The following is a 26,278-nucleotide window of genomic DNA, read 5'->3' as shown; positions in this document are numbered from 1 at the left end:
GCCAAGGGTTGCCTGGCCAGCCGGTTGTCTATTCGCGCCCTACCTTAAGGGAGAGGCGCGTTTAGGTCGAGATTAAATGTTCAGCCGAGGTCAGGCGTCCTGACCGTCAACGGTATTGGAGGAAGACGTTGTCACGGCCGAACTGGTCACGCAAAGCTTGAATCAAGCCGTCAGCGGGATCAATTCGCCACGTCTCGCCAAACTGCAACATGGCCTTGGCGTCGTTGCCGGTGTACTCCATGGTCACCGGGCAGGCGCCACGATGGCGCTTGAGCAGGTCACCCAACCAGCGTAGCTGATCGCCCTTGAGGGCTTCGGTCTTCACCTTCAGGCGCAGGCTTTCGGCCAGGTTGGTGCGCGCATCTTCCATGCTCATCACCCGCTTGATCCGCAGGCGCAAGCCGCCGGAGAAGTCATCGTTGCTGACCTCCCCTTCCACCACCACCATGGCGTCGGTCTGCAGCAGCGACTGCGCGGAATGAAAGGCGTCGGCAAACAGCGACGCCTCGATCCGGCCCGAGCGGTCGTCGAGGGTGATAAAGCCCATCTTGTCGCCCTTTTTGTTTTTCATCACCCGCAGGGCGATGATCATGCCGGCGACGGTCTGGGTATCCCGCGCCGGTTTCAGGTCGATGATGCGTTGACGGGCGAAACGACGGATCTCGCCTTCATATTCGTCAATAGGGTGACCGGTGAGGTACAGGCCCAAGGTGTCTTTCTCACCCTTGAGGCGTTCCTTGAGGGTCAGCTCCTTGGCCTTGCGGTGGTTGGCATACACGTCCGCATCTTCTTCGACGAACAACCCGCCAAACAGGTCGGCGTGGCCGCTGTCGTGGGTGCGGGCGGTCTGTTCGGCGGCCTTGATCGCTTCTTCCATGGCGGTGAGCAACACCGCGCGGTTGCGATCGATATTCGCCTGGTACGCCTTCGGCTCATCGTGGAAATACGGCCCGAGACGGTCGAGCGCGCCGCTGCGGATCAGGCCATCGAGGGTACGTTTGTTGATGCGCTTGAGGTCAACCCGTGCACAGAAGTCGAACAGATCCTTGAACGGCCCGTCCTGGCGCGCTTCGGTGATGGCTTCCACCGGGCCTTCGCCCACGCCCTTGATCGCGCCCAGGCCATAGATGATGCGGCCTTCGTCGTTCACCGTGAACTTGAACTCCGAGGCGTTCACGTCCGGTGCGTCGAGGCGCAGCTTCATGGTGCGCACTTCCTCGATCAAGGTCACGACCTTGTCGGTGTTGTGCATATCCGCCGAGAGTACCGCAGCCATGAACGGCGCCGGGTAGTGGGCTTTCAGCCAGGCCGTCTGGTACGACACCAGGCCGTAGGCGGCGGAGTGGGATTTGTTGAAGCCATAACCGGCGAACTTTTCCACCAGGTCGAAAATGTTACCGGCCAGGTCGGCATCGATATTGTTGGTGGCGCACCCTTCAATGAAGCCGCCGCGTTGCTTAGCCATTTCCTCGGGCTTTTTCTTACCCATGGCCCGCCGCAGCATGTCCGCGCCACCGAGGGTGTAGCCAGCCATCACCTGGGCGATCTGCATCACCTGTTCCTGGTACAGGATGATGCCGTAGGTCGGCGCCAATACCGGCTTGAGGCCTTCGTACTGGTAATCGGAGTGCGGATACGCCAGTTCGGCACGGCCGTGCTTACGGTTGATGAAGTCATCCACCATGCCCGATTGCAGCGGGCCCGGACGGAACAGGGCCACCAGTGCGATCAAGTCTTCCAGGCAGTCGGGCTTGAGCTTTTTGATCAGCTCTTTCATGCCGCGGGATTCAAGCTGGAACACCGCCGTGGTTTCGGCTTTTTGCAGCAAGGTGTAGGTGGGCTTGTCGTCCAGCGGAATGAAGGCGATATCCAACGGCTCTTCGTTGACCTTGGCGCGGTCGCGGTTGATGGTCTTGAGCGCCCAGTCGATGATCGTCAGGGTCCGCAGGCCGAGGAAGTCGAACTTCACCAGGCCGGCCGCCTCCACATCGTCCTTGTCGAACTGGGTGACCAGGCCGCCGCCCTCTTCATCGCAATAGATAGGCGAAAAGTCAGTCAGCTTGGTCGGCGCAATTACCACGCCACCGGCGTGTTTACCGACGTTACGCACCACGCCTTCGAGCTTGCGCGCCATCTCCCAGATTTCGGCGGCTTCTTCATCGACCTTGATAAAGTCGCGCAGGATCTCTTCCTGCTCGTAGGCTTTTTCCAGGGTCATGCCGACTTCGAACGGGATCATCTTCGACAGGCGGTCCGCCAGGCCGTAGGACTTGCCCTGCACCCGCGCCACGTCACGGATAACCGCCTTGGCCGCCATGGAACCGAAGGTGATGATCTGGCTCACGGCGTTGCGGCCGTATTTCTCGGCCACGTATTCGATCACACGGTCGCGACCGTCCATGCAGAAGTCGACGTCGAAGTCGGGCATGGAGACCCGTTCCGGGTTCAGGAACCGTTCGAACAGCAGGTCATATTCCAGGGGGTCGAGGTCGGTGATCTTCTGTACATAGGCGACCAGCGAGCCGGCACCCGACCCCCGGCCCGGGCCTACCGGCACGCCGTTGCTCTTGGCCCACTGGATAAAGTCCATCACGATCAGGAAGTAACCGGGGAACCCCATCTGGATGATGATATCCAGCTCGAAATTCAGCCGATCGACATAGACCTGGCGCCTGGCCTCGTAATCTTCGGTGGTGTCCTTGGGCAGCAGGACGGAGAGACGCTCCTCCAGGCCATCAAACGACACCTTGCGGAAATACTCGTCGATGGTCATGCCATCGGGAATCGGGAAGTTGGGCAAAAAGTGCTTGCCCAGCTTGACTTCGATGTTGCAGCGCTTGGCGATCTCGACGGAGTTTTCCAGGGCCTCGGGCAGGTCGCTGAACAGCTCGGCCATCTCCTCCGCGCTCTTGAGGTACTGCTCTTCGCTGTAGTTCTTGGAACGACGCGGGTCATCCAGGGCCCGGCCTTCACCGATACACACGCGGGTTTCGTGGGCCTCGAAATCTTCCTTCTTGATAAAGCGCACATCGTTGGTCGCCACCAAGGGCGCGCCCAGCTTGTCGGCCAGGGCTACGGCGGCGTGCAGATGCTCTTCATCGTTGGGGCGGTTGGTGCGCTGGACTTCCAGGTAGAAACGGTCGGGGAAGACCTGCATCCACTCCCTTGCCAGCACTTCGGCTTCATGGGGATTGCCGCCCAGCAGTGCGATACCGATCTCGCCCTCCTTGGCGGCCGACAGCATGATCAGGCCTTCGCTGGCCTCGGCGACCCATTCGCGCTCGATGATGATCGAGCCGTTGCGCTGGCCGTCGATAAAGCCACGGGAAATCAATTCGGTGAGGTTGCGATAACCCACGCCATTCATCGCCAGCAGGCTGATGCGGCTCAGGGGGTTATCCGGGTCTTTGTTGGACAGCCACAGGTCGGCGCCGCAGATCGGCTTGATGCCGGCGCCCATGGCGTTCTTGTAGAACTTGACCAGGGAACACATGTTGTTCTGATCGGTAACCGCGACCGCAGGCATGTTCATGCCCACCAGGGTCTTGACCAGCGGTTTGATCCGTACAAGGCCGTCGACCAGGGAGTATTCAGTGTGCAGGCGCAGGTGAACGAATGAAGCCGGCATAGTGATCCTGTCCAGAAACTTAGAAACAACAAGGCCCGGGATTGTACCGGGCCTTGGCAAAAACATCAGCCTTGCGACTAAACCTCGCTGAGGTTCTCGCGCAGCTCATACGCCTGGCGCACCGGGGCAAACGAGCGCCGATGGATCGGCGTTGGGCCGAGACGGGCCAGGGCTTCCAGATGAACGGGCGTCGGATAGCCTTTATGGCCCCCGATGCCGTAGCCGGGGTAAATCAATTCGAAGGCAGCCATTTCACGGTCTCGGCTGACCTTGGCCAGGATCGACGCGGCGGCAATGGCTGGAACCTTGCTATCGCCCTTGACCACCGCCTCAGCCGGCATCGCCAGCTTCGGGCAACGGTTGCCGTCGATCATCGCCAGTTTTGGCGCGATATGCAGGCCTTCAACGGCACGCTGCATGGCCAGCATCGTGGCGTGCAGAATGTTCAACTCGTCGATTTCTTCGACTTCAGCCCGGGCGATATGCCAGCTCAGGGCCTTTTCACAGATTTCGTCGTAGAGTTTTTCACGGCGCGCTTCGGTAAGTTTTTTCGAGTCGTTGAGCCCCAGGATCGGACGGTTCGGATCCAGGATCACGGCCGCCGTCACCACTGCACCACACAGCGGGCCGCGCCCTACTTCGTCAACACCGGCAACCAGTTCGTGGGCTTGGGCAACGAGGCTGAAATCCAGGCCTATTTGCGTGCTCATAAAGCTTCCTGTTTTTGGCCGATCAGGGTCAATACGGCGTCGGCCGCCTGGTTCGATGCATCACGGCGCAGGGTGCGGTGAATGTCGTCAAAACCGCGGGTCTGTTCTTCGCCGCCGTCGATCAAGGGTAGTAGGGTTTGCGCGAGGGCTTCGGGCGTTGCATCGTCCTGCAACAACTCCGGCACCAACAGACGCTGGGCCAGCAAGTTGGGCAAGGAGATGTAAGGGCTTTTGACCATGCGCTTGAGAATCCAGAACGTCAGCGGCGCCAGGCGATAGGCCACGACCATCGGGCGCTTGTAGAGCAAGGCCTCCAAGGTCGCGGTACCCGAAGCGATCAGCACCGCATCACAGGCCGCCAAGGCCAGGTGCGACCGACCGTCGAGCAGGGTCAATGGCAGATTGCGACCGACCAGCAGTGTCTCGATTTGTGCACGCCGTTGCGGGCTGGCGCAGGGCAACACGAACCGTACCCCGGGCTTCAAGGCTTGCAGGCGCTCGGCAGCATCGAAAAACACGCTGGCAAGACGGCCCACTTCGCCACCTCGACTGCCCGGCATCAGCGCGACGAGCGGGCCTTCGGGCAACCCCAGCTCGGCACGCGCTGCTGCACGGTCAGCCTGCAAAGGAATGCTGTCAGCCAGGGTATGCCCGACAAACCGCACCGGCACACCCTTCTCCTCGTAGAACCTGGCTTCGAACGGCAACAGGGTCAACATCAGGTCGCAGCCTTCGCGGATCTTCAACACCCGTTTCTGCCGCCATGCCCACACGGAGGGGCTGACGTAGTGCACGGTCTTGATCCCGGCCTGACGCAACTTGAGTTCGATATTGAGGGTGAAGTCCGGCGCATCGATTCCGATAAAGACATCGGGCTTTTCTTCGATCAACGTCTGGATCAGCAGCTTGCGACGAGCCAGGAGCTCACGCAGGCGACCCAGCACCTCGACCAGCCCCATGACCGACAGACGCTCCATGGGGAAGTACGACGTCAGGCCTTCGGCCTGCATCAGCGGGCCGCCGACGCCGATAAACTCCACCGCAGGGTGCCGGGCCTTGAGTGCCCGCATCAGACCTGCGCCCAAAATGTCGCCGGAAGCTTCTCCGGCCACCAGCGCAATACGCACAGTAGCCATGATCAGCGGGTGATGCCGCGGGTCGACGCCTGGATCGAGTCACGGAACACCGCGACTTCCGGAAACAACGCTGCCGGCTCGGCCAGTTGGATCAACGCCTGGTCTACCGTCAGCCCCTGACGGTAGACCACCTTGTAGGCACGGCGCAGGGCGTGGATCGCCTCTTCGCTGAAGCCACGACGGCGCATGCCTTCGAAGTTCATGCTGCGGGCTTCGGCCGGGTTGCCGAACACCGTGACGAACGCCGGAACGTCCTTACCGATGGCAGTGCCCATGCCGGAAAAGCTGTGGGCGCCGATATGGCAATACTGATGCACCAGGGTAAAGCCGGACAGGATCGCCCAATCGTCAACGTGTACATGGCCAGCCAACGCGGTGTTGTTGACCAGGATGCAGTGGTTGCCGATCACGCTGTCATGACCGATATGGGCATAGGCCATGACCAGGTTGTGATCACCCAGCGTGGTCTCGGCACGATCCTGCACGGTGCCACGGTGAATGGTCACGCCTTCACGGATGATGTTGTGATCACCGATTACCAGGCGGGTTTCTTCACCCTTGTACTTCATGTCCGGGGTGTCTTCGCCTACCGAGGAAAACTGGTAGATGCGGTTGTGTTTGCCAATGCGGGTCGGACCCTTGAGGATCACGTGCGGCCCGATGACAGTCCCCTCGCCGATTTCCACACCTGCGCCGATGATCGACCAGGGGCCGACCTCAACGTCGGCGGCCAGTACGGCCGACGGATCGATGATTGCGCGAGGGTCAATCAAACTCATAGTTTGCGTTCCGCACAGATGATCTCGGCAGAGCACACCGGCTTGCCATCTACCGAGGCCTGGCATTCGAACTTCCAGATCTGGCGCTTGCAGCTGATGAACTTGGCTTCCAGGATCAACTGGTCACCCGGGGTAACCGGGTTGCGAAAGCGCAACTTGTCGGAGCCCACGAAATAGTAAAGCGTGCCGTCGGCAGGCTTGAGGTCGAGCATTTTGAAACCAAGGATACCGGCAGCCTGGGCCATTGCTTCGATGATCAATACGCCCGGCATGATGGGATGCGCGGGAAAGTGACCGTTGAAGAACGGTTCGTTGATGCTGACATTCTTGTAGGCACGAATGCGCTTTTCCTCAACATTGAGGTCCACTACACGGTCCACCAGCAGGAACGGGTAACGGTGAGGCAGGTATTCGCGAATCTCGTTGATGTCCATCATTTCGGGGGGAAGCCTGTAATAAAGATTGGGGGCGGGCGACTAAACGCACGCCCCGCTAGCAAATCAAGGAGGCAGTCTAGCGGCTGTGCACACTTGATATGGAAATGGTATCAGCCTTCTGATGAAGCATTACCGCCAGGGGTCACGTCCCCAACACGCTTTTCCAGCTGTTTGAGACGTCGAGCCATGTCGTCGAGCTGCCTCAAACGTGCTGCGCTCTTGCGCCATTCAGCTGCGGGCTGCATGGCGGTACCAGATGAGTAGGCCCCCGGTTCGGTAATCGAGTGGGTCACCATGGTCATGCCGGTGATGAAAACGTTGTCGCAAATATCGATATGCCCCACCAGCCCTACGCCACCGGCGAGCATGCAATGCTTGCCGATCCGGGTGCTGCCGGAAATGCCTACACACGCGGCCATGGCGGTGTGATCGCCAATCTGCACGTTGTGGGCGATCTGGATCTGGTTGTCGAGCTTCACGCCGTTACCGATCACGGTATCGGCCAGGGCCCCGCGATCGACCGCCGTGTTGACACCGATTTCCACGTCGTCGCCGATCAATACGCCGCCGACCTGGGCAATCTTGTGCCAGACGCCTTTCGAGTTGGCAAAGCCAAAGCCTTCACCGCCAATCACAGCACCCGACTGAATGACCACACGTTCACCGATACGCACGTCGTGGTACAGGGTCACGCGAGGTGCCAGCCAACCGTCGGCGCCGATTACACAGCGAGCGCCGATAAAGCAATGCGCGCCGACCGTTACACCGGCCGCGATGCGTGCACCGCTCTCGATCACCGCAAACGCACCGATGCTGGCCGCAGGGTCAACCTGGGCATCATCGGCGATGACCGCAGACGGATGAACACCCCCTGCTGCCTTGGGCTTCGGGTCGAACAGATGCGACGCCTTTGCGTACGACAGGTAGGGGTCAGCCACTACCAGGGCATCCCCGGCGTAACTCTCGGCGTCAGCGGCCTTCAGCAACACGGCTGCGGCCTGGCAGTCGACCAGGTATTTACGGTATTGGGGGTTTGCGAGGAAGCTCAACTGAGCTGGGCCAGCCTCCTGCAAGGTGGCTAGCCCAGTGATTTCCTTCTCCGGGGAACCACGCAAGGTGGCTCCCAGGAACTCGGCCAACTCGCCGAGCTTGATAGTCGCGGTCATGGCTTACTTCAGCTGGTTCATGCGCTCGATCACCTGACGGGTGATGTCGTATTGAGGCTTGACGTCAATCACTGCGCCACGCTCGAACACCAGGTCAAAGGCACCTTTCTTGATGACTTCTTCCACGGCGCTGTCGAGTTTAGGCTTCAGCTGTTTCAGCATTTCACGGTCGGCAACAGCCTTGGCTTCGTTCAGCTCCTTGGATTGGAACTGGTAGTCACGGGCCTTTTGCTTGAACTCAAGCTCCAGACGCTCGCGCTCGCCTTGCTGCATCTTGTCGCCACCCGCTACCAGACGGTCCTGGATACCCTTGGCGCTGCTTTCCAACGTCTTGAGCTTGGTCAGTTGCGGACCGAATTTTTTCTCGGCATCCACGGCGTATTTCTTGGCCGCATCGGATTCCAGCAGGGCCATCTGATAGTTCAGGACGGCGATTTTCATTTCGGCGAAGGCCGGGGTGGCTACCAGCACGGTGGCCAGCAGAACCAATTGAGTCAACTTACGCACGATGTACTCCTACAGAATCCGTTGTCGTTATCTTGGGTCAGACGCTTAGAACGTCTGGCCGAGGGAGAATTGGAAAATCTGGGTTTCAGCGTTATCCGGTTTCTTGATCGGCATGGCCAGAGCAAAGCTCAACGGGCCAAGCGCAGTCACCCAGGTCACACCGACACCCACCGAGCTCGCCAGGTTGCTGAGGCTCACGTCGTTGCACTCAGTCCGTGACTTCACGCCGCTTGGGTTGGTGATCTGTTCGCACTTGGAGTCGAACACGTTACCCACATCCCAGAAGACCGAAGTACGCAGGGACCGCTGATCTTTGACGAACGGCAGCGGGAACAGGATTTCCGCCCCCCCCTGGATCAACACGTTACCACCGAATGGCAGCGGGTCGTCGTCGGAGTCAGCTACGGTGCCCTGGTTACCGGTCACACCAACGCCACGGCTCGGTGTACCGCGTGGACCCAGGGTGCTGTCCTTGAAGCCCCGCACGGAGTTGAAGCCACCCGCGTAGTAGTTCTCGTAGAACGGCAGCCCATTGGTGGAACCATAACCGTCGCCATAGCCCAGCTCGGTGTGCAGGCGCATGGTGTAGTTATCGCTCAACGGCTGGAACAACTGGCCACGGTAGTCGAGCTTGAAGAACGACAGGTCGCTGCCCGGCGTCGTTGCTTCCAGCGTCAGGCTCTGGGAATGCCCCCGGGTGGCAAGCACGCCTTTGTTCAGGGTCGACTCGGACCAGCCGGCGGACGCCTTGAAGTTCAGGAACTTGTCGCCTTCCTTGCGAGTGAAGTCGAAGATCTCGTCCACGGTGTACACACCGGTCTTGATCTCATCCTGTTGCGCAGTCAGGCCGAAGGTCAGGCGCGAAGTCTCGCTGATCGGGTAACCGATGTTGGCGCCCACACCCAGGCTGTCGATTGCATAGCTGGCTACGTCGACGTCGAGGTCTTTGTAGTCGGTGGTGCGGTAGAAGGCGTTGTAGCCCAGGCTCACGCCGTCGGCAGTCCAGTAGGGGTCGACATAACCGAAGTTATAACGGCTCTGGTATTCGCTTCGGGTCAGGCCGATGGACACCTTGTTACCGGTACCCAGGAAGTTGTTCTGGGTGATGGAACCACCGAGGATCAGGCCGGCGCTCTGTGCAAAACCGACACTGGCGGTGATCGAACCCGACGCTTGCTCTTCCACGGCGTAGTTCACGTCAACCTGGTCATCCACACCCGGTACGGCTGGCGTTTCGACGTTCACTTCCTTGAAGAAGCCCAGGCGTTCAAGACGGGTCTTGGACTGGTCGATCAGGTAAGTCGACGCCCAGCCACCTTCCATCTGGCGCATTTCGCGGCGCAGCACTTCGTCCGCAGACTTGGTGTTGCCACGGAAGTTGATGCGGTTCACGTAGGCACGCTTGCCTGGGTCGACGACAAAGGTGATGTCCACGGTGTGGTCTTCATCGTGGGGGGTAGGCACGCCGTTGACGTTGGCGAAGGTATAGCCTTCGTTACCCAGGCGACGGGTGATCAGTTCGGACGTGGTGGTCATCAGCTTGCGCGAGAACACCTGGTCTTTCTGCACCAGCAACAGGGCCTTGACCTGGTCTTCAGGCACTTTCAAGTCGCCGCTGAGCTTCACGTCACGAACCTTGTACTTCTCGCCTTCGTTGACGTTGACAGTGATGTAGACGTGCTTCTTGTCCGGGGTGATGGACACCTGGGTCGAAGCGATATCCATGTTGATATAGCCACGGTCCAGGTAGTAGGAACGCAGGCGTTCCAGGTCACCGGAGAGTTTTTCGCGGGCGTACTTGTCATCGTTCTTGAAGAACGACAACCAGTTGGTGGTCTTTAGCTCGAACAGGTCGATCAGGTCTTCATCAGCGAACTTGGTGTTGCCCACCACGTTGATGTGCTGAATGGCCGCCACGGTACCTTCGTTGATGTTGACCTTGAGGCCAACACGGTTACGAGGCTGCGGCACGACTTCCGTTTCCACGGTCGCGGAGTAGCGACCCTGGGCAACGTACTGGCGCTGCAGTTCGTTACGCACACCTTCAAGGGTGGCGCGTTGGAAGATCTCGCCCTCGGCCAGGCCGGATTGCTTCAGGCCTTTCATCAGGTCTTCAGTGGAGATCGCCTTGTTGCCTTCGATCTCGATACTGGCGACGGAAGGTCGCTCGACGACGGTGATGACCAGGACGTTACCTTCGCGACCCAGTTGGATGTCTTGAAAGAACCCGGTTTTGAACAGCGCACGAGTGGATTCCACCAGGCGACGGTCATCAGCCTGTTCCCCGACGTTCAACGGCAAGGCACCAAAGACGCTACCCGCGGAAACCCGCTGGAGGCCGTTGACGCGAATATCGGAGATGGTGAAGGACTCGGCGTGAACTTCGGCGATCATCAATACGGTGAGAACCGCAGTTAGCAGCAGACGTTTCATGAAGTCCTTTCTTATTCCAACTGGCAATAAACAAACTGCCGCAAAATGCGGCAGATTCGCAATTCAGCGAAGCGTTACAGTCGACCCAGATCGTTGACCAAGGCTAATAACATCACCCCGACCACCAAGCTGATACCGATCTGTATCCCCCAACCCTGCACCCGATCCGACAAGGGGCGACCACGCACCCACTCGACCAGATAAAACAACAGATGCCCCCCATCCAATACTGGAATGGGCAGCAAATTCAGAACACCCAGGCTGATACTCAGATAAGCCAGGAAATTCAGGAAATCCGCGACACCCGACTGGGCAGAAGCGCCCGCCACTTTAGCAATGGTTATCGGTCCACTCAAGTTTTTTACCGAGAGCTCGCCGAACAACATTTTCTTGAGGGATTCAAGGGTCAGCACACTCATGGTCCAGGTGCGTTTTGCACCCTCGCCAATGGCCGCCAGCGGCCCGAAACTGACCTCACGCACCATCGAGGGCGGCCACTCCGGACTCTTGACGCCTGCACCCAGGTAACCCCCGGCCGCCTTGGCTTCCCCACGTACCGCCAGGGTCACGGGGACGTCGATTTGAGCACCGTCACGCTCAATTTTCAGCACAATCCTCGTATCAGGGCGTACGCGCACCAGATCGACCACCTGCTGCCACTCACCCAACACCTGGCCATCGAGGGCCAGCAAGCGATCGCCGGTTTTCAGGCCAGCGGCCTGGGCCGGACCCTTCGGATCCAGCTCAGCTAGTACCGGCGGCAGCGCAGGACGCCATGGACGGATGCCCAGGGACTTGATCGGATCAGGCTCGTCAGCGCCCTTGAGCCAATGGTCCAAGGCCAACGTGCGCGGGGTCTCGGCACTGGAATCCTGCTCACGCACCACGACATTGACGGTGCCGCTTTCACCCAAACGACGGACCAGCTGCAAATTGACCGCGCCCCAACCCGTCGTCGGCTCACCATCAATGGAAACAATTTCCTGCCCCGCCACCAGACCTGCCTTGGCGGCGATACTGTCCGCCTCGACCGCGCCGATGACTGGACGCACCTGCTCGCTGCCGAGCATGGCCAGGACCCAGAAAAACAGCATCGCCAAGAGGAAGTTGGCGATCGGACCGGCCGCAACAATGGCGATACGCTGACGAACGGTCTTGCGATTGAAGGATTGGTCCAACTGATCGGCCGGCACTTCACCTTCACGCTCATCGAGCATCTTGACGTAGCCACCCAACGGGATGGCCGCGATCACGAACTCGGTGCCATGCCGGTCGTGCCAGCGAACCAGTGGCATGCCGAAACCGACGGAAAAGCGCAGTACCTTGACGCCGCAACGACGTGCCACCCAGAAGTGGCCGAATTCGTGGAAGGTAACCAGCACACCCAGAGCAACCAGGGTGCCGACAATCATGTAAAGCGCACTCATCTAATTTCTCCGCATTCCAATCCAGTGCCCCAGGGCTCAATCGCGCCCACAAGACTAACGCGCGTTGCGGTTCAACCATTGTTCGGCCAAGGCGCGTGCCTTGGTGTCCGCCTCGAATACCGCGCCGAGGTCATTGACTGCCACCACGGGTTCAAGACCCAGGACGTCCTCGATGATACTCGCGATCTGCGGAAAGCGGATGCGCCGTTCGAGAAACGCCGCCACGGCCACTTCATTCGCCGCATTGAGCATCGCCGGCGCGCTGTTACCCGCCTCCGCCGCCTCACGCGCCAGACGCAGGCACGGAAAACGTTGCTCGTCCGGCGCCTCGAAGTCCAAGCGGGCAATGGCAAACAGGTCCAGTGGCGCCACGCCGGAGTCAATTCGCTCCGGCCAGGCCAGGGCATTGGCGATCGGGGTGCGCATATCCGGATTGCCCAATTGGGCCAATACCGAGCCATCCACGTAGTCGACCAGTGAATGAATCACACTTTGCGGGTGAATCACCACCTCGACCTGCTCCGGTCGCGCATCGAACAACCAGCAGGCTTCGATCAACTCCAGGCCTTTATTCATCATGCTTGCCGAGTCTACGGAGATCTTGCGCCCCATCGACCAGTTAGGATGAGCGCACGCCTGGTCCGGAGACACCTGCTCCAACTCCCCCAAGGGAGTTTGCCGGAAAGGACCACCCGACGCGGTCAGCAGAATCCGACGCACACCCACCTGTCCCAGGCCGCGAGCAAAGTCGCCGGGCATGCATTGGAAGATCGCATTGTGTTCACTGTCGAGGGGCAGCAATACGGCGCCGCTCTTGCGCACCGCCTGCATGAAGAGCGCGCCGGACATCACCAGCGCTTCTTTGTTGGCCAGCAGGATCTTCTTGCCCGCATCCACGGCAGCCAAGGTCGGACGCAAGCCGGCGGCACCGACGATAGCGGCCACCACCGTATCCACCTCGGCATCGGCCGAGACCTGGCACAACCCCTCCTCCCCCACCAGCACCTGAGTGGCCAGCCCGGCAGCCCGCAGATCATCCTGCAGGCCCCGTGCAGCCGAACGCCCGGGCACCACGGCAAAGCGCGGCACGTGGCGCACGCACAGTGCCAGCAGTTCGCTGAGACGGGTGAACCCGGTCAGGGCAAACACTTGATAGCGGTCGGGATGACGAGCGATCACATCCAGGGTGCTCAACCCTACCGAGCCGGTTGCACCCAGCACGGTCACTTGTTGCAGGCGGCTCACGAAGCGGTCATCCACAACAGCACGGCAAAGATCGGGATGGCTGCGGTAAGGCTATCGATACGATCCAGCACCCCGCCATGGCCCGGCAGCAGGTTGCTGCTGTCCTTGATCCCGGCCTGGCGCTTGAACATGCTTTCGGTGAGATCACCGACCACCGAGATAAATACGACGATGGCCGTGCCCAGCAGGGCCAGGAAGATCTCCTTCGCCGACCAGTCGCGCACCAGCCCCACCACAAGCGTGATCACCAGCGTCAACGCCAGGCCGCCATACACGCCTTCCCAACTCTTGCCCGGACTGACTGCCGGCGCCAGCTTGCGCTTGCCGAATGCCCGGCCAGAGAAGTAGGCGCCGATGTCTGCGCCCCAGACCAGCACCATCACCGCCATGATCAGCCAGTTACCCATCGGCGAATTCTTGATCTCCACCAGCCCTTGCCAGGCAGGCAACAGAATCAACAAGCCAATCACCAGCTTGCTGGCAACACTGGACCACTGGCCACTGCTGCGCGGAAAAGTCAGCACCAGGTAGGTCGCAAGCGCCCACCACAGCACCGCCGCCCCCAACACCCAAGGCACGATGATGCTCGACAGGGTGTGCATCAGCAACAGCAGCACCGCCACCACAAGGGCATACACCACACGCGGCAACTGTGCGTTGAAACCTGCCAACCGCGCCCATTCCCAGGCACCCAGGGTTACCACCAGGCCGATAAACAGCGCAAAGCCAGAGCCATCCAGCAGGAAAAACCCGCACAAGGCAATCGGCAACAGTATCAGTGCTGTGATGATTCGTTGTTTAAGCATTTAAACCCGGGCTCCAGCTTCGATCTGCTCACTCGTTTTACCGAAGCGACGCTGACGGGAAGCGAAATCGGCCAGCGCAGTGCGCATGGCATCGTGTTTGAAGTCCGGCCAGAACAGGTCGGAGAAGTACAGCTCGGTATAGGCCAATTGCCATAAGAGGAAATTGCTGATGCGATGCTCACCACCGGTACGGATACACAAGTCAGGCAACGGCAGGTCGCCGGTCACCAGGCAGGTCTGTAACAGTTCAGGCGTGATGTCGTCCGGCCGCAGATGACCGGCCTGCACTTCGCGGGCCAGTCGCTGCGCAGCCTGGGCAATATCCCACTGACCACCGTAGTTGGCCGCGATTTGCAGCACAAAGCGGTCAGTGCCGGCAGTGATCGCCTCGGCTTCACGCATGGCCGCCTGCAGTTCCGGGTGAAAGCGCGAGCGGTCGCCGATGATGCGCAGGCTGATGTTGTTGTCATTCAGGCGCTTGGCCTCACGACGCAGGGCCTTGAAGAACAGATCCATCAAGGCACTGACTTCTTCGGCGGGCCGCTGCCAGTTTTCACTGGAGAACGCGAACAGGGTCAATACCTCGACCTTGGCCTCGGCACACACCTCGATCACGGCCCGTACCGCATCGACACCCGCCTTATGCCCGGCAACACCCGGCATAAAGCGCTTCTTCGCCCAGCGATTATTCCCATCCATGATGATCGCGACATGGCGCGGCACCACGGAGGGCACAGTCTGCTTGGTCTTTTCCATGAAGGCGTCCTGACCCCTTATACGGCCATCAGGTCCTTTTCTTTTTCGTCGGTTGCCTGGGTGATCTTCGCCTCGGCTTCCTTGGTCAGCTTGTCGATATCGGCGACGGCACGACGCTCTTCGTCTTCACTGATTTCCTTGTCCTTGACCAGCTTCTTCAGCTCGCCCAAGGCATCACGACGAATGTTACGCACTGCAACCCGCGCATCTTCAGCCGCGCTGCGGGCCTGCTTGGTGAAACCCTTGCGGGTTTCTTCAGTCAGGGCCGGCATGGAGATCAGCAGCAACTCACCCAGGTTGGTGGGGTTGAGGTTCAGGCCAGCGCTCTGGATGGCCTTGTCGACTGCCGCGAGCATGTTGCGCTCGAAGGCCACGACTTGCAGGGTGCGCGAATCCTTTACAGTAACGTTGGCCACGCCGCTCAGCGGGGTATCAGTGCCATAGTAGGGCACCATCACGCTGCCCAGGATGCTCGGGTGCGCTTTGCCGGTACGAATCTGGCCGAATGCGTGGCTCAGAGACTCCAGGGATTTTTGCATACGCGCTTGGGCGTCTTTCTTGATTTCGTTGATCATTGTTGGCCTTCCTCGATCAGAGTCCCTTCCGCGCCGCCGTGTACGATATTCAGCAGGGCACCGGGCTTGTTCATGTTAAATACGCGCAGCGGCATCTTATGGTCGCGGCACAGGCAAATAGCCGTCAGGTCCATCACACCCAGCTTGCGATCCAGCACTTCATCGTAGGTCAGATGATCGAACTTCTCGGCATGCGGGTCTTTGAATGGGTCTGCGGTGTACACGCCATCTACCTTGGTCGCCTTGAGCACCACGTCGGCATCGATCTCGATGGCGCGCAGGCAAGCAGCCGAGTCCGTGGTGAAGAACGGGTTGCCGGTACCGGCAGCGAAGATCACCACCTCTTTGGCGTTCAGGTGGCGCATGGCTTTGCGACGATCATAGTGATCGGTCACACCCACCATGGAAATAGCCGACATCACGATAGCCGAGATATTGGCACGCTCCAGGGCGTCACGCATGGCCAGGGCGTTCATCACAGTGGCCAGCATGCCCATGTGGTCGCCGGTAACCCGATCCATGCCGGCCGCACTCAGTGCCGCGCCGCGGAACAGGTTACCGCCACCGATCACCAGGCCGACCTGTACGCCGATGCCGACCAACTGGCCGACTTCCAGCGCCATGCGGTCGAGTACCTTGGGGTCGATCCCGAACTCTTCCGAGCCCATCAGGGCCTCGCCGCTAAGCTTGAGTAGAATGCGTTTATAGCGAGCCTGATAACCACTGCCCTGCTGAGCCATTGCGAATCTCTCCTGCGGCGTATTTTTAAAAAATTCTTGGCGAGCCGTTTACGGCTTGCGTTCACTCTAGCTGGACGCTCTCACAGCGCCATCGGAACACGGCTTTGTAAGCCAGTTCCGAGGGTAAGCCAAATTAAATCGGCCTGCCCATTTGAAAAGAGGCTGCGCGCGTGAGCGGGCAGCCTCTTTCGGGCGACAGTTAAAAACTGTCTTATTGCTTGGCGGCAGCCAGCTGGGCAGCAACTTCTTCAGCGAAGTTGTCGACCGGCTTCTCGATGCCTTCGCCTACTTTGAAGTAAGTGAAGGAAACGATTTCAGCACCGGCTTTCTTGGCCAGTTCGCCAACCTTGACTTCAGGGTTCTTGACGAACGCCTGTTCAACCAGGCTTGCTTCGGCCAGGAACTTGCTGATACGGCCCTTGACCATGTTCTCAACAATGTTTTCTGGCTTGCCTTTGATTTTTTCTTCGTTCAGCTGCAGGAACACAGCCTTTTCACGCTCGATCGCTTCGGCAGAAACTTCCGAAGGCAGCAGGAACTCAGGGTTGCTGGCCGCTACGTGCATAGCGATGTCTTTGGCCAGCTCAACGTTGCCGCCCTTCAGGACCACTGCAACGCCGATCTTGTTGCCGTGCAGGTAACCACCGACAACATCACCTTCAACGCGTACCAGGCGACGGATGTTGACGTTTTCGCCAACCTTGCCGACCAGTACCAGGCGATCAGCTTCTTGAGCGGCGATCAGCGGAGCGACGTCAGTCAGCTTGTCGGCGAACGCTTTTTCAACGCTGGCAGCAACAAATGCCTTGAAGTCGTCCTGCAGGGCCAGGAAGTCGGTCTGGGAGTTCACTTCCAGCAGAACAGCAGACTTGCCGTCTTCTTTCAGAGCGATAGCGCCTTCAGCAGCCACGTTGCCTGCTTTCTTGGCAGCCTTGATGGCGCCGGAAGCACGCATGTCATCAATGGCTTTTTCGATGTCGCCGTCAGCCTTTTCCAGGGCTTTCTTGCAATCCATCATGCCTTCGCCGGTACGCTCACGCAGTTCTTTAACCAACGCTGCAGTAATTGCTGCCATTTTCAAATTCCTCTTGGATAGGTTTTCAACCATTCCACCCGATCGAACGGGGGATCAATTCTTCCCGAACCACCCTTGTTAGCCGCTGCACGTTACAGGTGATGTAGCTGCGCTGCTGACAAATGGTTTTCGAGGTGGCAAAAAGGGGGCCAAGCCCCCTTTTTGCTTACTGAGTCAACGCCAGGGCGTCAATTACTCAGCTGCGGCTACCGGAGCTTCTTCAACGAACTGCTCGGTGCCACCAGCAACGTGGTTGCGACCACGGATGACAGCGTCAGCCATCGAACCCATGTACAGCTGGATAGCGCGGATGGCGTCATCGTTGCCTGGGATGATGTAGTCAACGCCTTCCGGGCTGCTGTTGGTATCGACTACGCCGATAACAGGGATGCCCAGCTTGTTGGCTTCGGTGATCGCGATGCGCTCGTGATCAACGTCGATAACGAACAGTGCGTCAGGCAGACCGCCCATGTCCTTGATACCACCCAGGGAACGATCGAGCTTTTCCAGGTCACGAGTGCGCATCAGCGCTTCTTTCTTGGTCAGCTTGGCGAAAGTACCGTCTTCGGCCTGCACTTCAAGGTCACGCAGACGCTTGATGGAAGCACGGATGGTTTTGAAGTTGGTCAGCATGCCGCCCAACCAGCGGTGATCGACGTACGGCGAACCGCAACGTGCTGCTTCTTCAGCAACGATCTTGCCAGCGGAACGCTTGGTGCCGACGAACAGGATCTTGTTTTTGCCCTGGGCCAGGCGCTCTACGAAAGTCAGAGCTTCGTTGAACATTGGCAGGGTTTTTTCAAGGTTGATGATGTGGATCTTGTTACGCGCGCCGAAAATGTACTTACCCATTTTCGGGTTCCAGTAACGGGTCTGGTGACCGAAGTGCACACCGGCCTTCAGCATATCGCGCATGTTGACTTGGGACATGATAGTTCCTTAATAAGTCGGGTTTGGCCTCCACGTATCCCAATGACCAACCAGCGGCATCAAGGCCTCCGGCACCCAGGTCATCGTGTCGACACGTGTGTGGATTTAAGCTTTTCGGGGTATCCCCGGAAAGCGGCGCATTTTATACCACACGAAGGGCGAAAACGAAACACGCAATCACATTTGGCCTGGGCGACGTGTACGCAACCCTTTGAATAGAGCCGATATAACCCCATCTGATAGAGAGAAGCGATCGTCAGGGGCTCATGATTTGCCGCCCGCGTCTGTTAGAATCGCGTTTTTTGGCGCTTGTGCGAATTCTGCAACCTTTTGTCGCACGCCCGTAAACCGTATTGATTTCAGCGCATCGCGCTAGAGAGAGCCTGTATGACCGTTAGTTTGAAAACCGCCGAAGACATCGCCGGCATGCGCATTGCCGGCAAACTGGCTGCCGATGTGCTGGAAATGATTGCCGAGCACGTCAAGCCCGGCGTTACCACGGAAACCCTGAACCAGATCTGCCACGACTATATAGTCAATGTGCAGGGCGCCATTCCTGCGCCGCTGAACTACAAGGGCTTCCCCAAGTCGATCTGTACTTCGGTCAACCACGTGGTCTGCCACGGGATTCCGGGCGACAAGCCGTTGAAGGACGGCGACACCCTGAACATCGACGTCACCGTGATCAAGGACCGCTACTTCGGCGACACCAGCCGCATGTTCCACGTCGGCACCGTGCCGGTGTGGGCCGAGCGCCTGTCCCAGGTCACCCAGGAATGCATGTACAAGGCCATCGAGATCGTCAAGCCTGGCTGCCGCCTGGGCGACATCGGTGAAGTGATCCAGAAGCACGCCGAAAAGAACGGTTTCTCGGTGGTGCGCGAATTCTGCGGCCACGGTATCGGTACGGTCTTCCACGAAGAACCGCAGATCCTGCACTACGGCCGCGCCGGCACCGGCATGGAGCTCAAGGCAGGCATGACCTTTACCATCGAGCCGATGATCAACCAGGGCAAGGCCGACACCAAGGTGCTGGGCGACGGCTGGACCGCCATCACCAAGGACCGCAAGCTCTCGGCCCAGTGGGAACACACCCTGCTGGTCACCGAGACCGGCTACGAGATCTTCACCCTGCGCGCCGACGACACGATCCCACGCGTTTCGGCGTGAAGGGCCGCCAAGGTTTTCCCAAACTGTGTTGTGACTGACTGATAGATAGAAAGGAAAGCCGATCAATGCCCCAGGTGGATCCCGAACTCTTCGACCGTGGCCAGTTCCAGGCCGAGCTGGCACTGAAAGCGAGCCCCATCGCCGCGTTCAAAAAGGCGATCCGCCAGGCCCGCGAGGTGCTCGACGAGCGCTTTCGCAGCGGCCGGGACATCCGCCGGCTGATCGAGGACCGCGCCTGGTTCGTCGATAACATCCTGCAAAAAGCCTGGGAACAGTTCAGCTGGAGCGAAGACGCCGATATTGCCCTGGTAGCGGTCGGCGGCTACGGTCGTGGCGAGCTGCACCCGTACTCCGACATCGACCTGCTGATCCTGCTGGACAGCGCCGACCATGAGATATTTCGCGATTCCATCGAGCGCTTTCTGACACTGCTGTGGGACATCGGCCTGGAAGTCGGCCAGAGCGTGCGCTCGGTGGATGAGTGCGCCGAAGAGGCCCGCGCCGACCTGACCGTCATCACCAACCTGATGGAAAGCCGCACCATCGCCGGCCCCGAGCGCCTGCGCCAGCGCATGCTCGAAGTCACCAGCACCGCGCACATGTGGCCGAGCAAGGATTTCTTCCTGGCCAAGCGTGCCGAGCAGAAGGCCCGGCACCATAAGTACAACGACACCGAATACAACCTCGAACCCAACGTCAAAGGCTCGCCGGGCGGGTTGCGCGACATCCAGACGATCCTGTGGGTCGCACGTCGCCAATACGGCACCCTGAACCTGCGCGCCCTGGCCGGCGAAGGTTTCCTGGTGGAGAGCGAAAACGCCCTGCTGGCGTCGTCCCAGGAATTCCTGTGGAAAGTGCGCTACGCCCTGCACATGCTCGCCGGGCGCTCCGAAGATCGCCTGCTGTTCGACCACCAGCGCTCCATCGCCACCCTGCTGGGGTTTGAAGGTGAAGACGCGAAGACCAGCATCGAAAGCTTCATGCAGCAGTACTACCGGGTGGTCATGAGCATTGCCCAGCTCAGCGACCTGATCATCCAGCATTTCGAAGAAGTGATCCTCGCTCCGGAAGACGAAGCACCGCCGCAGCCGATCAATTCGCGCTTCCAACTGCACGACGGCTATATCGAGGCGCGCAACGACAACGTGTTCCGCCGCACTCCGTTCGCCATGCTGGAAATCTTCGTGCTGATGGCCCAGCAGCCGGAAATCAAGGGCGTACGCGCCGACACCATCCGCCTGCTGCGGGAAAACCGTCACCTGATCGACGACGACTTTCGCAACGACATTCGCAACACCAGCCTGTTTATCGAGCTGTTCAAGTGCAAGATCGGCATCCACCGCAACCTGCGGCGCATGAACCGCTATGGCATCCTCGGGCGTTACCTGCCGGAGTTCGGGTTTATCGTCGGGCAGATGCAGCACGACCTGTTCCACATCTACACCGTGGACGCCCACACCCTCAACCTGATCAAGCACCTGCGCAAGTTGCAGTACACCCAGGTGTCAGAGAAATTTCCGCTGGCCAGCAAGCTCATGGCCAAGCTGCCCAAGCCGGAGTTGATCTACCTGGCCGGCCTGTACCACGACATCGGCAAGGGTCGGCATGGCGACCATTCGGAAATCGGCGCGGTGGATGCCGAGGCGTTCTGCCAACGCCATCAGTTGCCGCTGTGGGACAGCCGCCTGATCGTGTGGCTGGTGCAGAACCACCTGGTGATGTCGACCACCGCCCAGCGCAAGGACTTGTCCGACCCGCAGGTGATCCACGATTTCGCCGGGACCGTCGGCGATGAGACCCGCCTCGATTACCTGTACGTGCTGACCGTCTCCGACATCAACGCCACCAACCCGACGCTGTGGAACTCCTGGCGCGCCAGCCTGTTGCGCCAGCTCTACACCGAGACCAAGCGCGCGCTGCGCCGTGGCCTGGAAAACCCGGTGGACCGCGAAGAGCAGATCCGCCGCACCCAAAGCGCCGCCCTGGACATCCTGGTGCGCGGCGGCAACGACCCGGACGACGTCGAGCAGTTGTGGTCGCAATTGGGGGACGATTACTTCCTGCGCCACACCGCCGGCGATGTCGCCTGGCACAGTGACGCGATCCTGCAGCAGCCGGCCGATGGCGGCCCCCTGGTGTTGATCAAGGAAACCACCCAGCGCGAATTCGAAGGCGGCACGCAGATCTTCATCTATGCGCCCGACCAGCACGACTTCTTCGCCGTGACCGTGGCGGCCATGGACCAGCTCAACCTGAACATCCACGACGCACGGGTCATCACCTCCAGCAGCCAGTTCACCCTCGACACCTATATCGTGCTCGACACCGAAGGCGAGTCCATCGGCGATAACCCGGCGCGGGTGAAAAAGATCCGCGAAGGCCTGACCGAAGCCCTGCGTAACCCCGACGACTACCCGACGATCATCCAGCGCCGGGTACCGCGTCAGCTCAAGCACTTTGCCTTTGCGCCCCAGGTGACCATTTCCAACGATGCGCAGCGCCCGGTGACCGTGCTGGAACTCAGCGCGCCGGACCGGCCAGGCCTGCTGGCACGGATCGGCGGCATTTTCCTGGAATTCGATTTGTCACTGCAGAACGCCAAGATTGCGACCCTCGGCGAGCGCGTGGAGGACGTGTTCTTTATTACCGATGCCGATAACCAGCCGCTGTCCGACCCGGAGCTGTGCCTGCGCTTGCAGGCGGCGATCGTGCAGCAGTTGAGCGTGCCCCAGGAACCCGGTGTCGAGCTGACGCGCCTGACGATTTGATACCAGGAGCGGCCCACCGCTCCCCTCCCAGTTTTTAACGCCTTGCACGAGATCCACCGATGAACAACGCCCTGAACCAGCTCCAGCCCTACCCGTTCGAAAAGCTGCGTGCCCTGCTGGGTAGCGTCACGCCGAACCCGGACAAGCGCCCGATCGCGTTGTCCATCGGCGAACCCAAGCACACATCGCCGCAATTCGTTGCCGATGCCCTGGCCAACAACCTCGACCAGATGGCGGTGTACCCGACCACCCTGGGCATCCCGGCCCTGCGCGAGGCCATCGGTGCCTGGTGCGAACGCCGCTTCGACGTACCCAAGGGCTGGCTGGATCCTTCGCGTACTATCCTGCCGGTCAACGGCACCCGTGAAGCGCTGTTCGCCTTCACCCAGACCGTGGTCAACCGGGGCGACGACGCGCTGGTGGTCAGCCCGAACCCCTTCTACCAGATCTACGAAGGCGCCGCGTTCCTGGCCGGGGCCAAGCCGCACTACCTGCCATGCCTGGATGAAAACGGCTTCAACCCGGATTTCGACGCGGTATCGCCGGACATCTGGAAACGCTGCCAGATCCTGTTCCTCTGCTCCCCCGGCAACCCGACCGGTGCACTGATCCCGGTCGACACCCTGAAAAAACTCATCGCCCTGGCCGACGAATATGACTTCGTTATCGCCGCCGACGAGTGCTACAGCGAACTGTACTTCGACGAACAAACCCCGCCACCGGGCCTGCTCAGCGCGTGCGTCGAGCTGGGTCGCCAGGACTTCAAGCGTTGCGTGGTGTTCCACAGCCTGTCCAAGCGCTCCAACCTGCCAGGCCTGCGCTCCGGTTTTGTCGCGGGCGACGCCGAGATCCTCAAGGGTTTCCTGCTGTACCGCACTTACCATGGCTGTGCGATGCCGGTGCAAACCCAGCTGGCAAGCATCGCGGCCTGGCAGGACGAGGCCCATGTGCAGGCCAACCGGGACCTGTACCGCGAGAAGTTTGATGCCGTGCTGGCAATCCTCAAGCCGGTGCTGGACGTACAAGCCCCGGACGGCGGCTTCTACCTGTGGCCGAATGTGCAAGGCGATGATGCCGCGTTCTGCCGCGATTTGTTCGTGGAGGAACACGTGACCGTGGTGCCGGGTTCGTACCTGTCCCGGGAAGTGGATGGCGTGAACCCCGGCGCCGGACGCGTGCGCCTGGCGTTGGTTGCGCCGCTGGCCGAATGTGTGGAAGCGGCTGAGCGTATTCGGGACTTCATTCAGCGTCGTCGCTGATCCCAAGGGCCGCTCGCGCGTTCCGGAGCGGCCAACTCAAAGAAAGATCAAGCAACCCTTTGAACGGGAACACGCCTGCGTCTCTCACCCACCAAAAGTAGCAGCCAACAATGATGCCAATGGCAGTCCGTGCCGTTCATGGCTGCCTGGCTTTTTACTTTTGATGGAGAGAAGACATGACCGTCTGCAACTTGCCTCCCGCTACTTCCCCATACAATACAGCCGCCTTTACGACGCCCGAATCAAATCCCACCCGGCATAAACGTGGCATCGCCACCCCCGACAAACTCTGGCCACAGCATTCAGTCCTGAAGATAGCGTTGCTGGATATGACGGACGCGCAGAAGACGCTGGTAAAAGCCAATATCAGAAAATGGACGCCTCACACAAACCTGCACTTCAAGTTCGTCGATACAGCGCAGGGCGATATCAGAATTACCGCAAACAACACGAGCACTGCAGGCTGGTCGTATGTTGGAACGGACGCAAAAAACGCCTCCCCCTCTGAACCGACGATGAGTATTGGCTTCGGCAGTTCGCCGGAACGTATTGAAGCGCAGGTGGTACATGAGTTTGGTCATGCGCTGGGTTTAAGGCATGAACACCAGCACCCGGATCGGACATTGGTATTTGATGACGATGAAGTTTACAAAGATTACGAATCCCGAAATAAAACACGAGGTGAGGCTTACCACGACATCCTCAAGAAATCACATCGCAGCGCGGTGAAAACTTCGCCTTACGATGAAAAATCAATCATGCACTACAGTTTCTCCAGGCCGCGATTGAAAAGCCCAAGCGAAACCCCTAAACCGTTGCAATTATCAGAGGGCGATAAGCATTTTATTCAATCGCTTTATCCACAGGACAGTACGCCTGCGGGGCAACTCATTTATACGTTGATGAAGATATTAATCAAACCTGATCGCCCTCCCACTGCGTAATACCACTTCTACTTCACGGCCCCCAAGTTCGCCTCACTCATATCCAACTCTGCCAGCACCTCTCGCAACACGTCATCACCAATCTGGTGATGACGGCTCAAGCTGTACAACTCCAACCGCTGTGCGCGCAACGCCTTGAGACGCAACTTTCGCTCCAGTTGATCCATTTGCTGGGCCAGCGCCTGGGCCTCGGCTGAATCGTTGAACACCTCCAGTTGATGGCGATATTCCGACATCAGGCGCGCCTTGAGCTCAGTGGCCAGCGCGGCCTGGGCGGCGTCCTGGGTTGCGGTTTCCACGGGCTCTTCCGCCTCCAGGGCATGGATAGCCGCCACTGCGGTTTTTTTCCAGGCCTCGCGCACTTCGTTATGGCGCTTTTCATCCGGACTCTTTTCAACGCCCCGCAAGAGCAGCGGCAGGGCGATGCAGGCGGCGATCAGTGACAGCAGGATCACACCGGCCGCGATAAAGATCAGCAGGTCGCGCTCGGGGAAATCCTGGCCTGGCACCAGCAGCAATGGCACCGACATTACACCGGCCAGGGTCACCGCACCGCGCACACCGCCCACGGTCAACAGCCAGCAGGAACGCGCAGTGGGCACCAGGGTCAACTCACTTTTCCCACGCAGCCGCCGGAACAAACCCGACAGGCGCCAGATGCTCTGCACCCAGATAAAACGCAGCACCACCAGCACCAGGAAAATCGCAGTCACATCCAGGCAGCGATACAACAAGGTGGGCCACAGCGTCGGCTCATGACTGGCCACGGCCTTGATGATGTCCGGCAATTGCAGGCCCAGCAGCAGGAAGATCAGGCCATTGAAGGCAAATTCCAGCAATGACCAGACACTGCGATTGAGCAGGCGCGTGCTGGTCTGGCGAGGCAGCAGGTCGAGCCAGCTCTGCATCATGCCCGCCGCGACCGCCGACAAGATGCCCGAGGCGCCGAGCCGTTCGGCCAACACGTAGGCCGCAAACGGCAACAGCAACATGAACACCACATGCGTTGCCGGGTCATCCCAGCCCCGGGCAATCATCCAGGCGCGCAGGCGGCCGACCAGCCAACTCAGCGCCACCCCCACCGCCAGGCCGCCCAAGGCCACCAGGACAAAGGTCAGGCTGGCATCGGCCAACGAGAACACACCGGTCAACGCGGCCGCCAAGGCGAACTTGAAGGTCACCAGGCCCGAGGCGTCATTCATCAACGCTTCGCCCTGAAGCATATGCATCAGCGGCGTCGGCAAGCGGTTCTGGGCAATTGCCGACACGGCCACGGCATCGGTGGGCGACAACACGGCCGCGAGGGCGAAGGCCACCGGCAGCGGGATCGTCGGCAATAGCCAATGAATGAAGTAGCCGGCACCGACCACGGTGAACAGCACCAACCCGACGGCGAGTGTCAGGATCGGCCCACGCAGGCGCCACAATTCGCGCTTGGGCATGCGCCAGCCATCGGAGAACAGCAGCGGTGGCAGGAACAGAAACAGGAATAGCTCCGGGTCCAGCGCCACATGCAGCCCCAGTGTGGGCCAGGCCAGCAAGGCGCCGGCGGCAATCTGCACCAGGGGTAACGGCAGGGGGATGACACGTCCGACCAGACGCGAAACGCTGACCAGCATCAGCAGGATAAGAACGGTGTAGGCGGTTTGCATAACGCGGGTTTCCCGGACGATCGGCTTGCAACGACACACATCAGGCAACAACTGGCCGTTGAAGTGCCATATTACCCGGCTATCTTACCGGCCTATGCTGCGCGCTGGCTTTTGCACAAAAGTCGCACGCTGCTG

At 59.8% G+C, this 26,278-nt stretch carries 21 protein-coding genes; 4 read left to right on the top strand and 17 right to left on the bottom strand.

The features are described from left to right. Positions 1 to 106: 106 nt before the first annotated feature. From dnaE to rpsB, 16 genes are all read right to left on the bottom strand, one after another. Positions 107 to 3,628: a DNA polymerase III subunit alpha gene (gene dnaE / locus BM416_RS09500; protein ID WP_092487643.1), complete on the bottom strand. Its 3,522-nt coding sequence runs from the start codon at positions 3,626 to 3,628 to the stop codon at positions 107 to 109. Between the two features lie 77 nt (positions 3,629 to 3,705). Further along, the gene (rnhB, locus tag BM416_RS09495; RefSeq protein WP_092487640.1) at positions 3,706 to 4,338 is read right to left on the bottom strand and encodes a ribonuclease HII; all 633 of its coding nucleotides are present in this window, start codon (positions 4,336 to 4,338) and stop codon (positions 3,706 to 3,708) included. Further along, entirely contained in the window at positions 4,335 to 5,474 is a 1,140-nt protein-coding gene (gene lpxB, locus BM416_RS09490) for a lipid-A-disaccharide synthase (protein ID WP_092487637.1), read from the bottom strand. Before lpxB ends, rnhB begins: the two co-directional genes overlap by 4 nt. A 2-nt stretch (positions 5,475 to 5,476) precedes the next feature. Next, positions 5,477 to 6,253 carry an acyl-ACP--UDP-N-acetylglucosamine O-acyltransferase gene (gene lpxA / locus BM416_RS09485; RefSeq protein WP_027604472.1) on the bottom strand — a complete coding sequence of 259 codons (777 nt, stop codon included), beginning with the start codon at positions 6,251 to 6,253 and terminating at the stop codon, positions 5,477 to 5,479. Continuing rightward, complete coding sequence (fabZ, locus tag BM416_RS09480) at positions 6,250 to 6,690, bottom strand: 3-hydroxyacyl-ACP dehydratase FabZ (RefSeq protein ID WP_003172281.1); 441 nt, start codon at positions 6,688 to 6,690, stop codon at positions 6,250 to 6,252. Before fabZ ends, lpxA begins: the two co-directional genes overlap by 4 nt. Before the next feature lie 110 nt (positions 6,691 to 6,800). Further along, on the bottom strand, positions 6,801 to 7,856 hold the full coding sequence (gene lpxD / locus BM416_RS09475) for a UDP-3-O-(3-hydroxymyristoyl)glucosamine N-acyltransferase (RefSeq protein WP_065938775.1): 1,056 nt from the start codon (positions 7,854 to 7,856) through the stop codon (positions 6,801 to 6,803). 3 nt (positions 7,857 to 7,859) lie between these two features. Then, positions 7,860 to 8,363, bottom strand: a complete 504-nt coding sequence (locus BM416_RS09470; RefSeq protein WP_003219314.1) for an OmpH/Skp family outer membrane protein — start codon at positions 8,361 to 8,363, stop codon at positions 7,860 to 7,862. Positions 8,364 to 8,408: 45 nt separating this feature from the next. Then, the gene (gene bamA / locus BM416_RS09465; protein ID WP_092487634.1) at positions 8,409 to 10,796 is read right to left on the bottom strand and encodes an outer membrane protein assembly factor BamA; all 2,388 of its coding nucleotides are present in this window, start codon (positions 10,794 to 10,796) and stop codon (positions 8,409 to 8,411) included. 74 nt (positions 10,797 to 10,870) lie between these two features. Next, complete coding sequence (gene rseP, locus BM416_RS09460) at positions 10,871 to 12,223, bottom strand: sigma E protease regulator RseP (RefSeq protein WP_027604475.1); 1,353 nt, start codon at positions 12,221 to 12,223, stop codon at positions 10,871 to 10,873. Positions 12,224 to 12,277: 54 nt separating this feature from the next. After that, positions 12,278 to 13,468: a 1-deoxy-D-xylulose-5-phosphate reductoisomerase gene (gene ispC, locus BM416_RS09455; protein ID WP_092487631.1), complete on the bottom strand. Its 1,191-nt coding sequence runs from the start codon at positions 13,466 to 13,468 to the stop codon at positions 12,278 to 12,280. Then, the gene (locus BM416_RS09450; protein ID WP_092487628.1) at positions 13,465 to 14,274 is read right to left on the bottom strand and encodes a phosphatidate cytidylyltransferase; all 810 of its coding nucleotides are present in this window, start codon (positions 14,272 to 14,274) and stop codon (positions 13,465 to 13,467) included. Before BM416_RS09450 ends, ispC begins: the two co-directional genes overlap by 4 nt. After that, positions 14,275 to 15,030 (bottom strand): polyprenyl diphosphate synthase, encoded by a 756-nt coding sequence (gene uppS, locus BM416_RS09445; RefSeq protein WP_027604478.1) that lies wholly within the window; start codon positions 15,028 to 15,030, stop codon positions 14,275 to 14,277. A gap of 17 nt (positions 15,031 to 15,047) precedes the next feature. Then, complete coding sequence (gene frr / locus BM416_RS09440) at positions 15,048 to 15,605, bottom strand: ribosome recycling factor (protein ID WP_027604479.1); 558 nt, start codon at positions 15,603 to 15,605, stop codon at positions 15,048 to 15,050. Further along, entirely contained in the window at positions 15,602 to 16,345 is a 744-nt protein-coding gene (gene pyrH, locus BM416_RS09435) for a UMP kinase (protein WP_003172271.1), read from the bottom strand. Before pyrH ends, frr begins: the two co-directional genes overlap by 4 nt. Positions 16,346 to 16,556: 211 nt before the next feature. Beyond that, positions 16,557 to 17,420: a translation elongation factor Ts gene (gene tsf / locus BM416_RS09430; RefSeq protein ID WP_065926460.1), complete on the bottom strand. Its 864-nt coding sequence runs from the start codon at positions 17,418 to 17,420 to the stop codon at positions 16,557 to 16,559. 192 nt (positions 17,421 to 17,612) lie between these two features. After that, positions 17,613 to 18,350, bottom strand: a complete 738-nt coding sequence (rpsB, locus tag BM416_RS09425) for a 30S ribosomal protein S2 (protein WP_003219330.1) — start codon at positions 18,348 to 18,350, stop codon at positions 17,613 to 17,615. A 387-nt stretch (positions 18,351 to 18,737) separates the two neighbouring features. Here rpsB and map point away from each other — a divergent pair, with 387 nt between their 5' ends. The 4 genes from map (at position 18,738) to BM416_RS09405 (ending at position 24,491) form a co-directional block, all read left to right on the top strand. Beyond that, complete coding sequence (gene map / locus BM416_RS09420; RefSeq protein ID WP_012722594.1) at positions 18,738 to 19,520, top strand: type I methionyl aminopeptidase; 783 nt, start codon at positions 18,738 to 18,740, stop codon at positions 19,518 to 19,520. Between the two features lie 65 nt (positions 19,521 to 19,585). Next, positions 19,586 to 22,288, top strand: coding sequence for a [protein-PII] uridylyltransferase (locus BM416_RS09415; RefSeq protein WP_092487625.1), 2,703 nt, complete (start codon positions 19,586 to 19,588; stop codon positions 22,286 to 22,288). Positions 22,289 to 22,347: 59 nt separating this feature from the next. Continuing rightward, the gene (dapC, locus tag BM416_RS09410) at positions 22,348 to 23,547 is read left to right on the top strand and encodes a succinyldiaminopimelate transaminase (protein WP_092487622.1); all 1,200 of its coding nucleotides are present in this window, start codon (positions 22,348 to 22,350) and stop codon (positions 23,545 to 23,547) included. A 176-nt stretch (positions 23,548 to 23,723) separates the two neighbouring features. Further along, positions 23,724 to 24,491, top strand: a complete 768-nt coding sequence (locus BM416_RS09405) for a M12 family metallopeptidase (RefSeq protein WP_092487619.1) — start codon at positions 23,724 to 23,726, stop codon at positions 24,489 to 24,491. 8 nt (positions 24,492 to 24,499) lie between these two features. On the opposite strand, the gene BM416_RS09400 is transcribed toward BM416_RS09405, so the two are convergent. Continuing rightward, a complete protein-coding gene (locus BM416_RS09400) occupies positions 24,500 to 26,143 on the bottom strand; it encodes a Na+/H+ antiporter (protein ID WP_092487616.1) in 1,644 nt (547 codons plus the stop codon). Positions 26,144 to 26,278: the final 135 nt, after the last annotated feature.

Source organism: Pseudomonas sp. NFACC42-2, from assembly GCF_900116055.1.
Taxonomy (GTDB): Bacteria; Pseudomonadota; Gammaproteobacteria; order Pseudomonadales; family Pseudomonadaceae; genus Aquipseudomonas; species Aquipseudomonas marginalis.
Note: the sequence above shows the minus strand (reverse complement) of the source record. Positions and strands in the feature narration are given on the sequence as shown.

Excerpts from the sequence above, each read along its gene's own strand:
- BM416_RS09400 (WP_092487616.1), bottom strand. The coding sequence starts at position 26,143 with ATGCAAACCGCCTACACCGTTCTTATCCTGCTGATGCTGGTCAGCGTT.
- uppS (WP_027604478.1), bottom strand. The coding sequence starts at position 15,030 with ATGGAAAAGACCAAGCAGACTGTGCCCTCCGTGGTGCCGCGCCATGTC.
- rseP (WP_027604475.1), bottom strand. The coding sequence starts at position 12,223 with ATGAGTGCGCTTTACATGATTGTCGGCACCCTGGTTGCTCTGGGTGTG.
- rpsB (WP_003219330.1), bottom strand. The coding sequence starts at position 18,350 with ATGTCCCAAGTCAACATGCGCGATATGCTGAAGGCCGGTGTGCACTTC.
- pyrH (WP_003172271.1), bottom strand. The coding sequence starts at position 16,345 with ATGGCTCAGCAGGGCAGTGGTTATCAGGCTCGCTATAAACGCATTCTA.
- fabZ (WP_003172281.1), bottom strand. The coding sequence starts at position 6,690 with ATGATGGACATCAACGAGATTCGCGAATACCTGCCTCACCGTTACCCG.
- dnaE (WP_092487643.1), bottom strand. The coding sequence starts at position 3,628 with ATGCCGGCTTCATTCGTTCACCTGCGCCTGCACACTGAATACTCCCTG.
- frr (WP_027604479.1), bottom strand. The coding sequence starts at position 15,605 with ATGATCAACGAAATCAAGAAAGACGCCCAAGCGCGTATGCAAAAATCC.
- rnhB (WP_092487640.1), bottom strand. The coding sequence starts at position 4,338 with ATGAGCACGCAAATAGGCCTGGATTTCAGCCTCGTTGCCCAAGCCCAC.
- lpxA (WP_027604472.1), bottom strand. The coding sequence starts at position 6,253 with ATGAGTTTGATTGACCCTCGCGCAATCATCGATCCGTCGGCCGTACTG.
- dapC (WP_092487622.1), top strand. The coding sequence starts at position 22,348 with ATGAACAACGCCCTGAACCAGCTCCAGCCCTACCCGTTCGAAAAGCTG.
- BM416_RS09405 (WP_092487619.1), top strand. The coding sequence starts at position 23,724 with ATGACCGTCTGCAACTTGCCTCCCGCTACTTCCCCATACAATACAGCC.
- lpxB (WP_092487637.1), bottom strand. The coding sequence starts at position 5,474 with ATGGCTACTGTGCGTATTGCGCTGGTGGCCGGAGAAGCTTCCGGCGAC.
- tsf (WP_065926460.1), bottom strand. The coding sequence starts at position 17,420 with ATGGCAGCAATTACTGCAGCGTTGGTTAAAGAACTGCGTGAGCGTACC.
- BM416_RS09415 (WP_092487625.1), top strand. The coding sequence starts at position 19,586 with ATGCCCCAGGTGGATCCCGAACTCTTCGACCGTGGCCAGTTCCAGGCC.
- BM416_RS09450 (WP_092487628.1), bottom strand. The coding sequence starts at position 14,274 with ATGCTTAAACAACGAATCATCACAGCACTGATACTGTTGCCGATTGCC.
- lpxD (WP_065938775.1), bottom strand. The coding sequence starts at position 7,856 with ATGACCGCGACTATCAAGCTCGGCGAGTTGGCCGAGTTCCTGGGAGCC.
- map (WP_012722594.1), top strand. The coding sequence starts at position 18,738 with ATGACCGTTAGTTTGAAAACCGCCGAAGACATCGCCGGCATGCGCATT.
- bamA (WP_092487634.1), bottom strand. The coding sequence starts at position 10,796 with ATGAAACGTCTGCTGCTAACTGCGGTTCTCACCGTATTGATGATCGCC.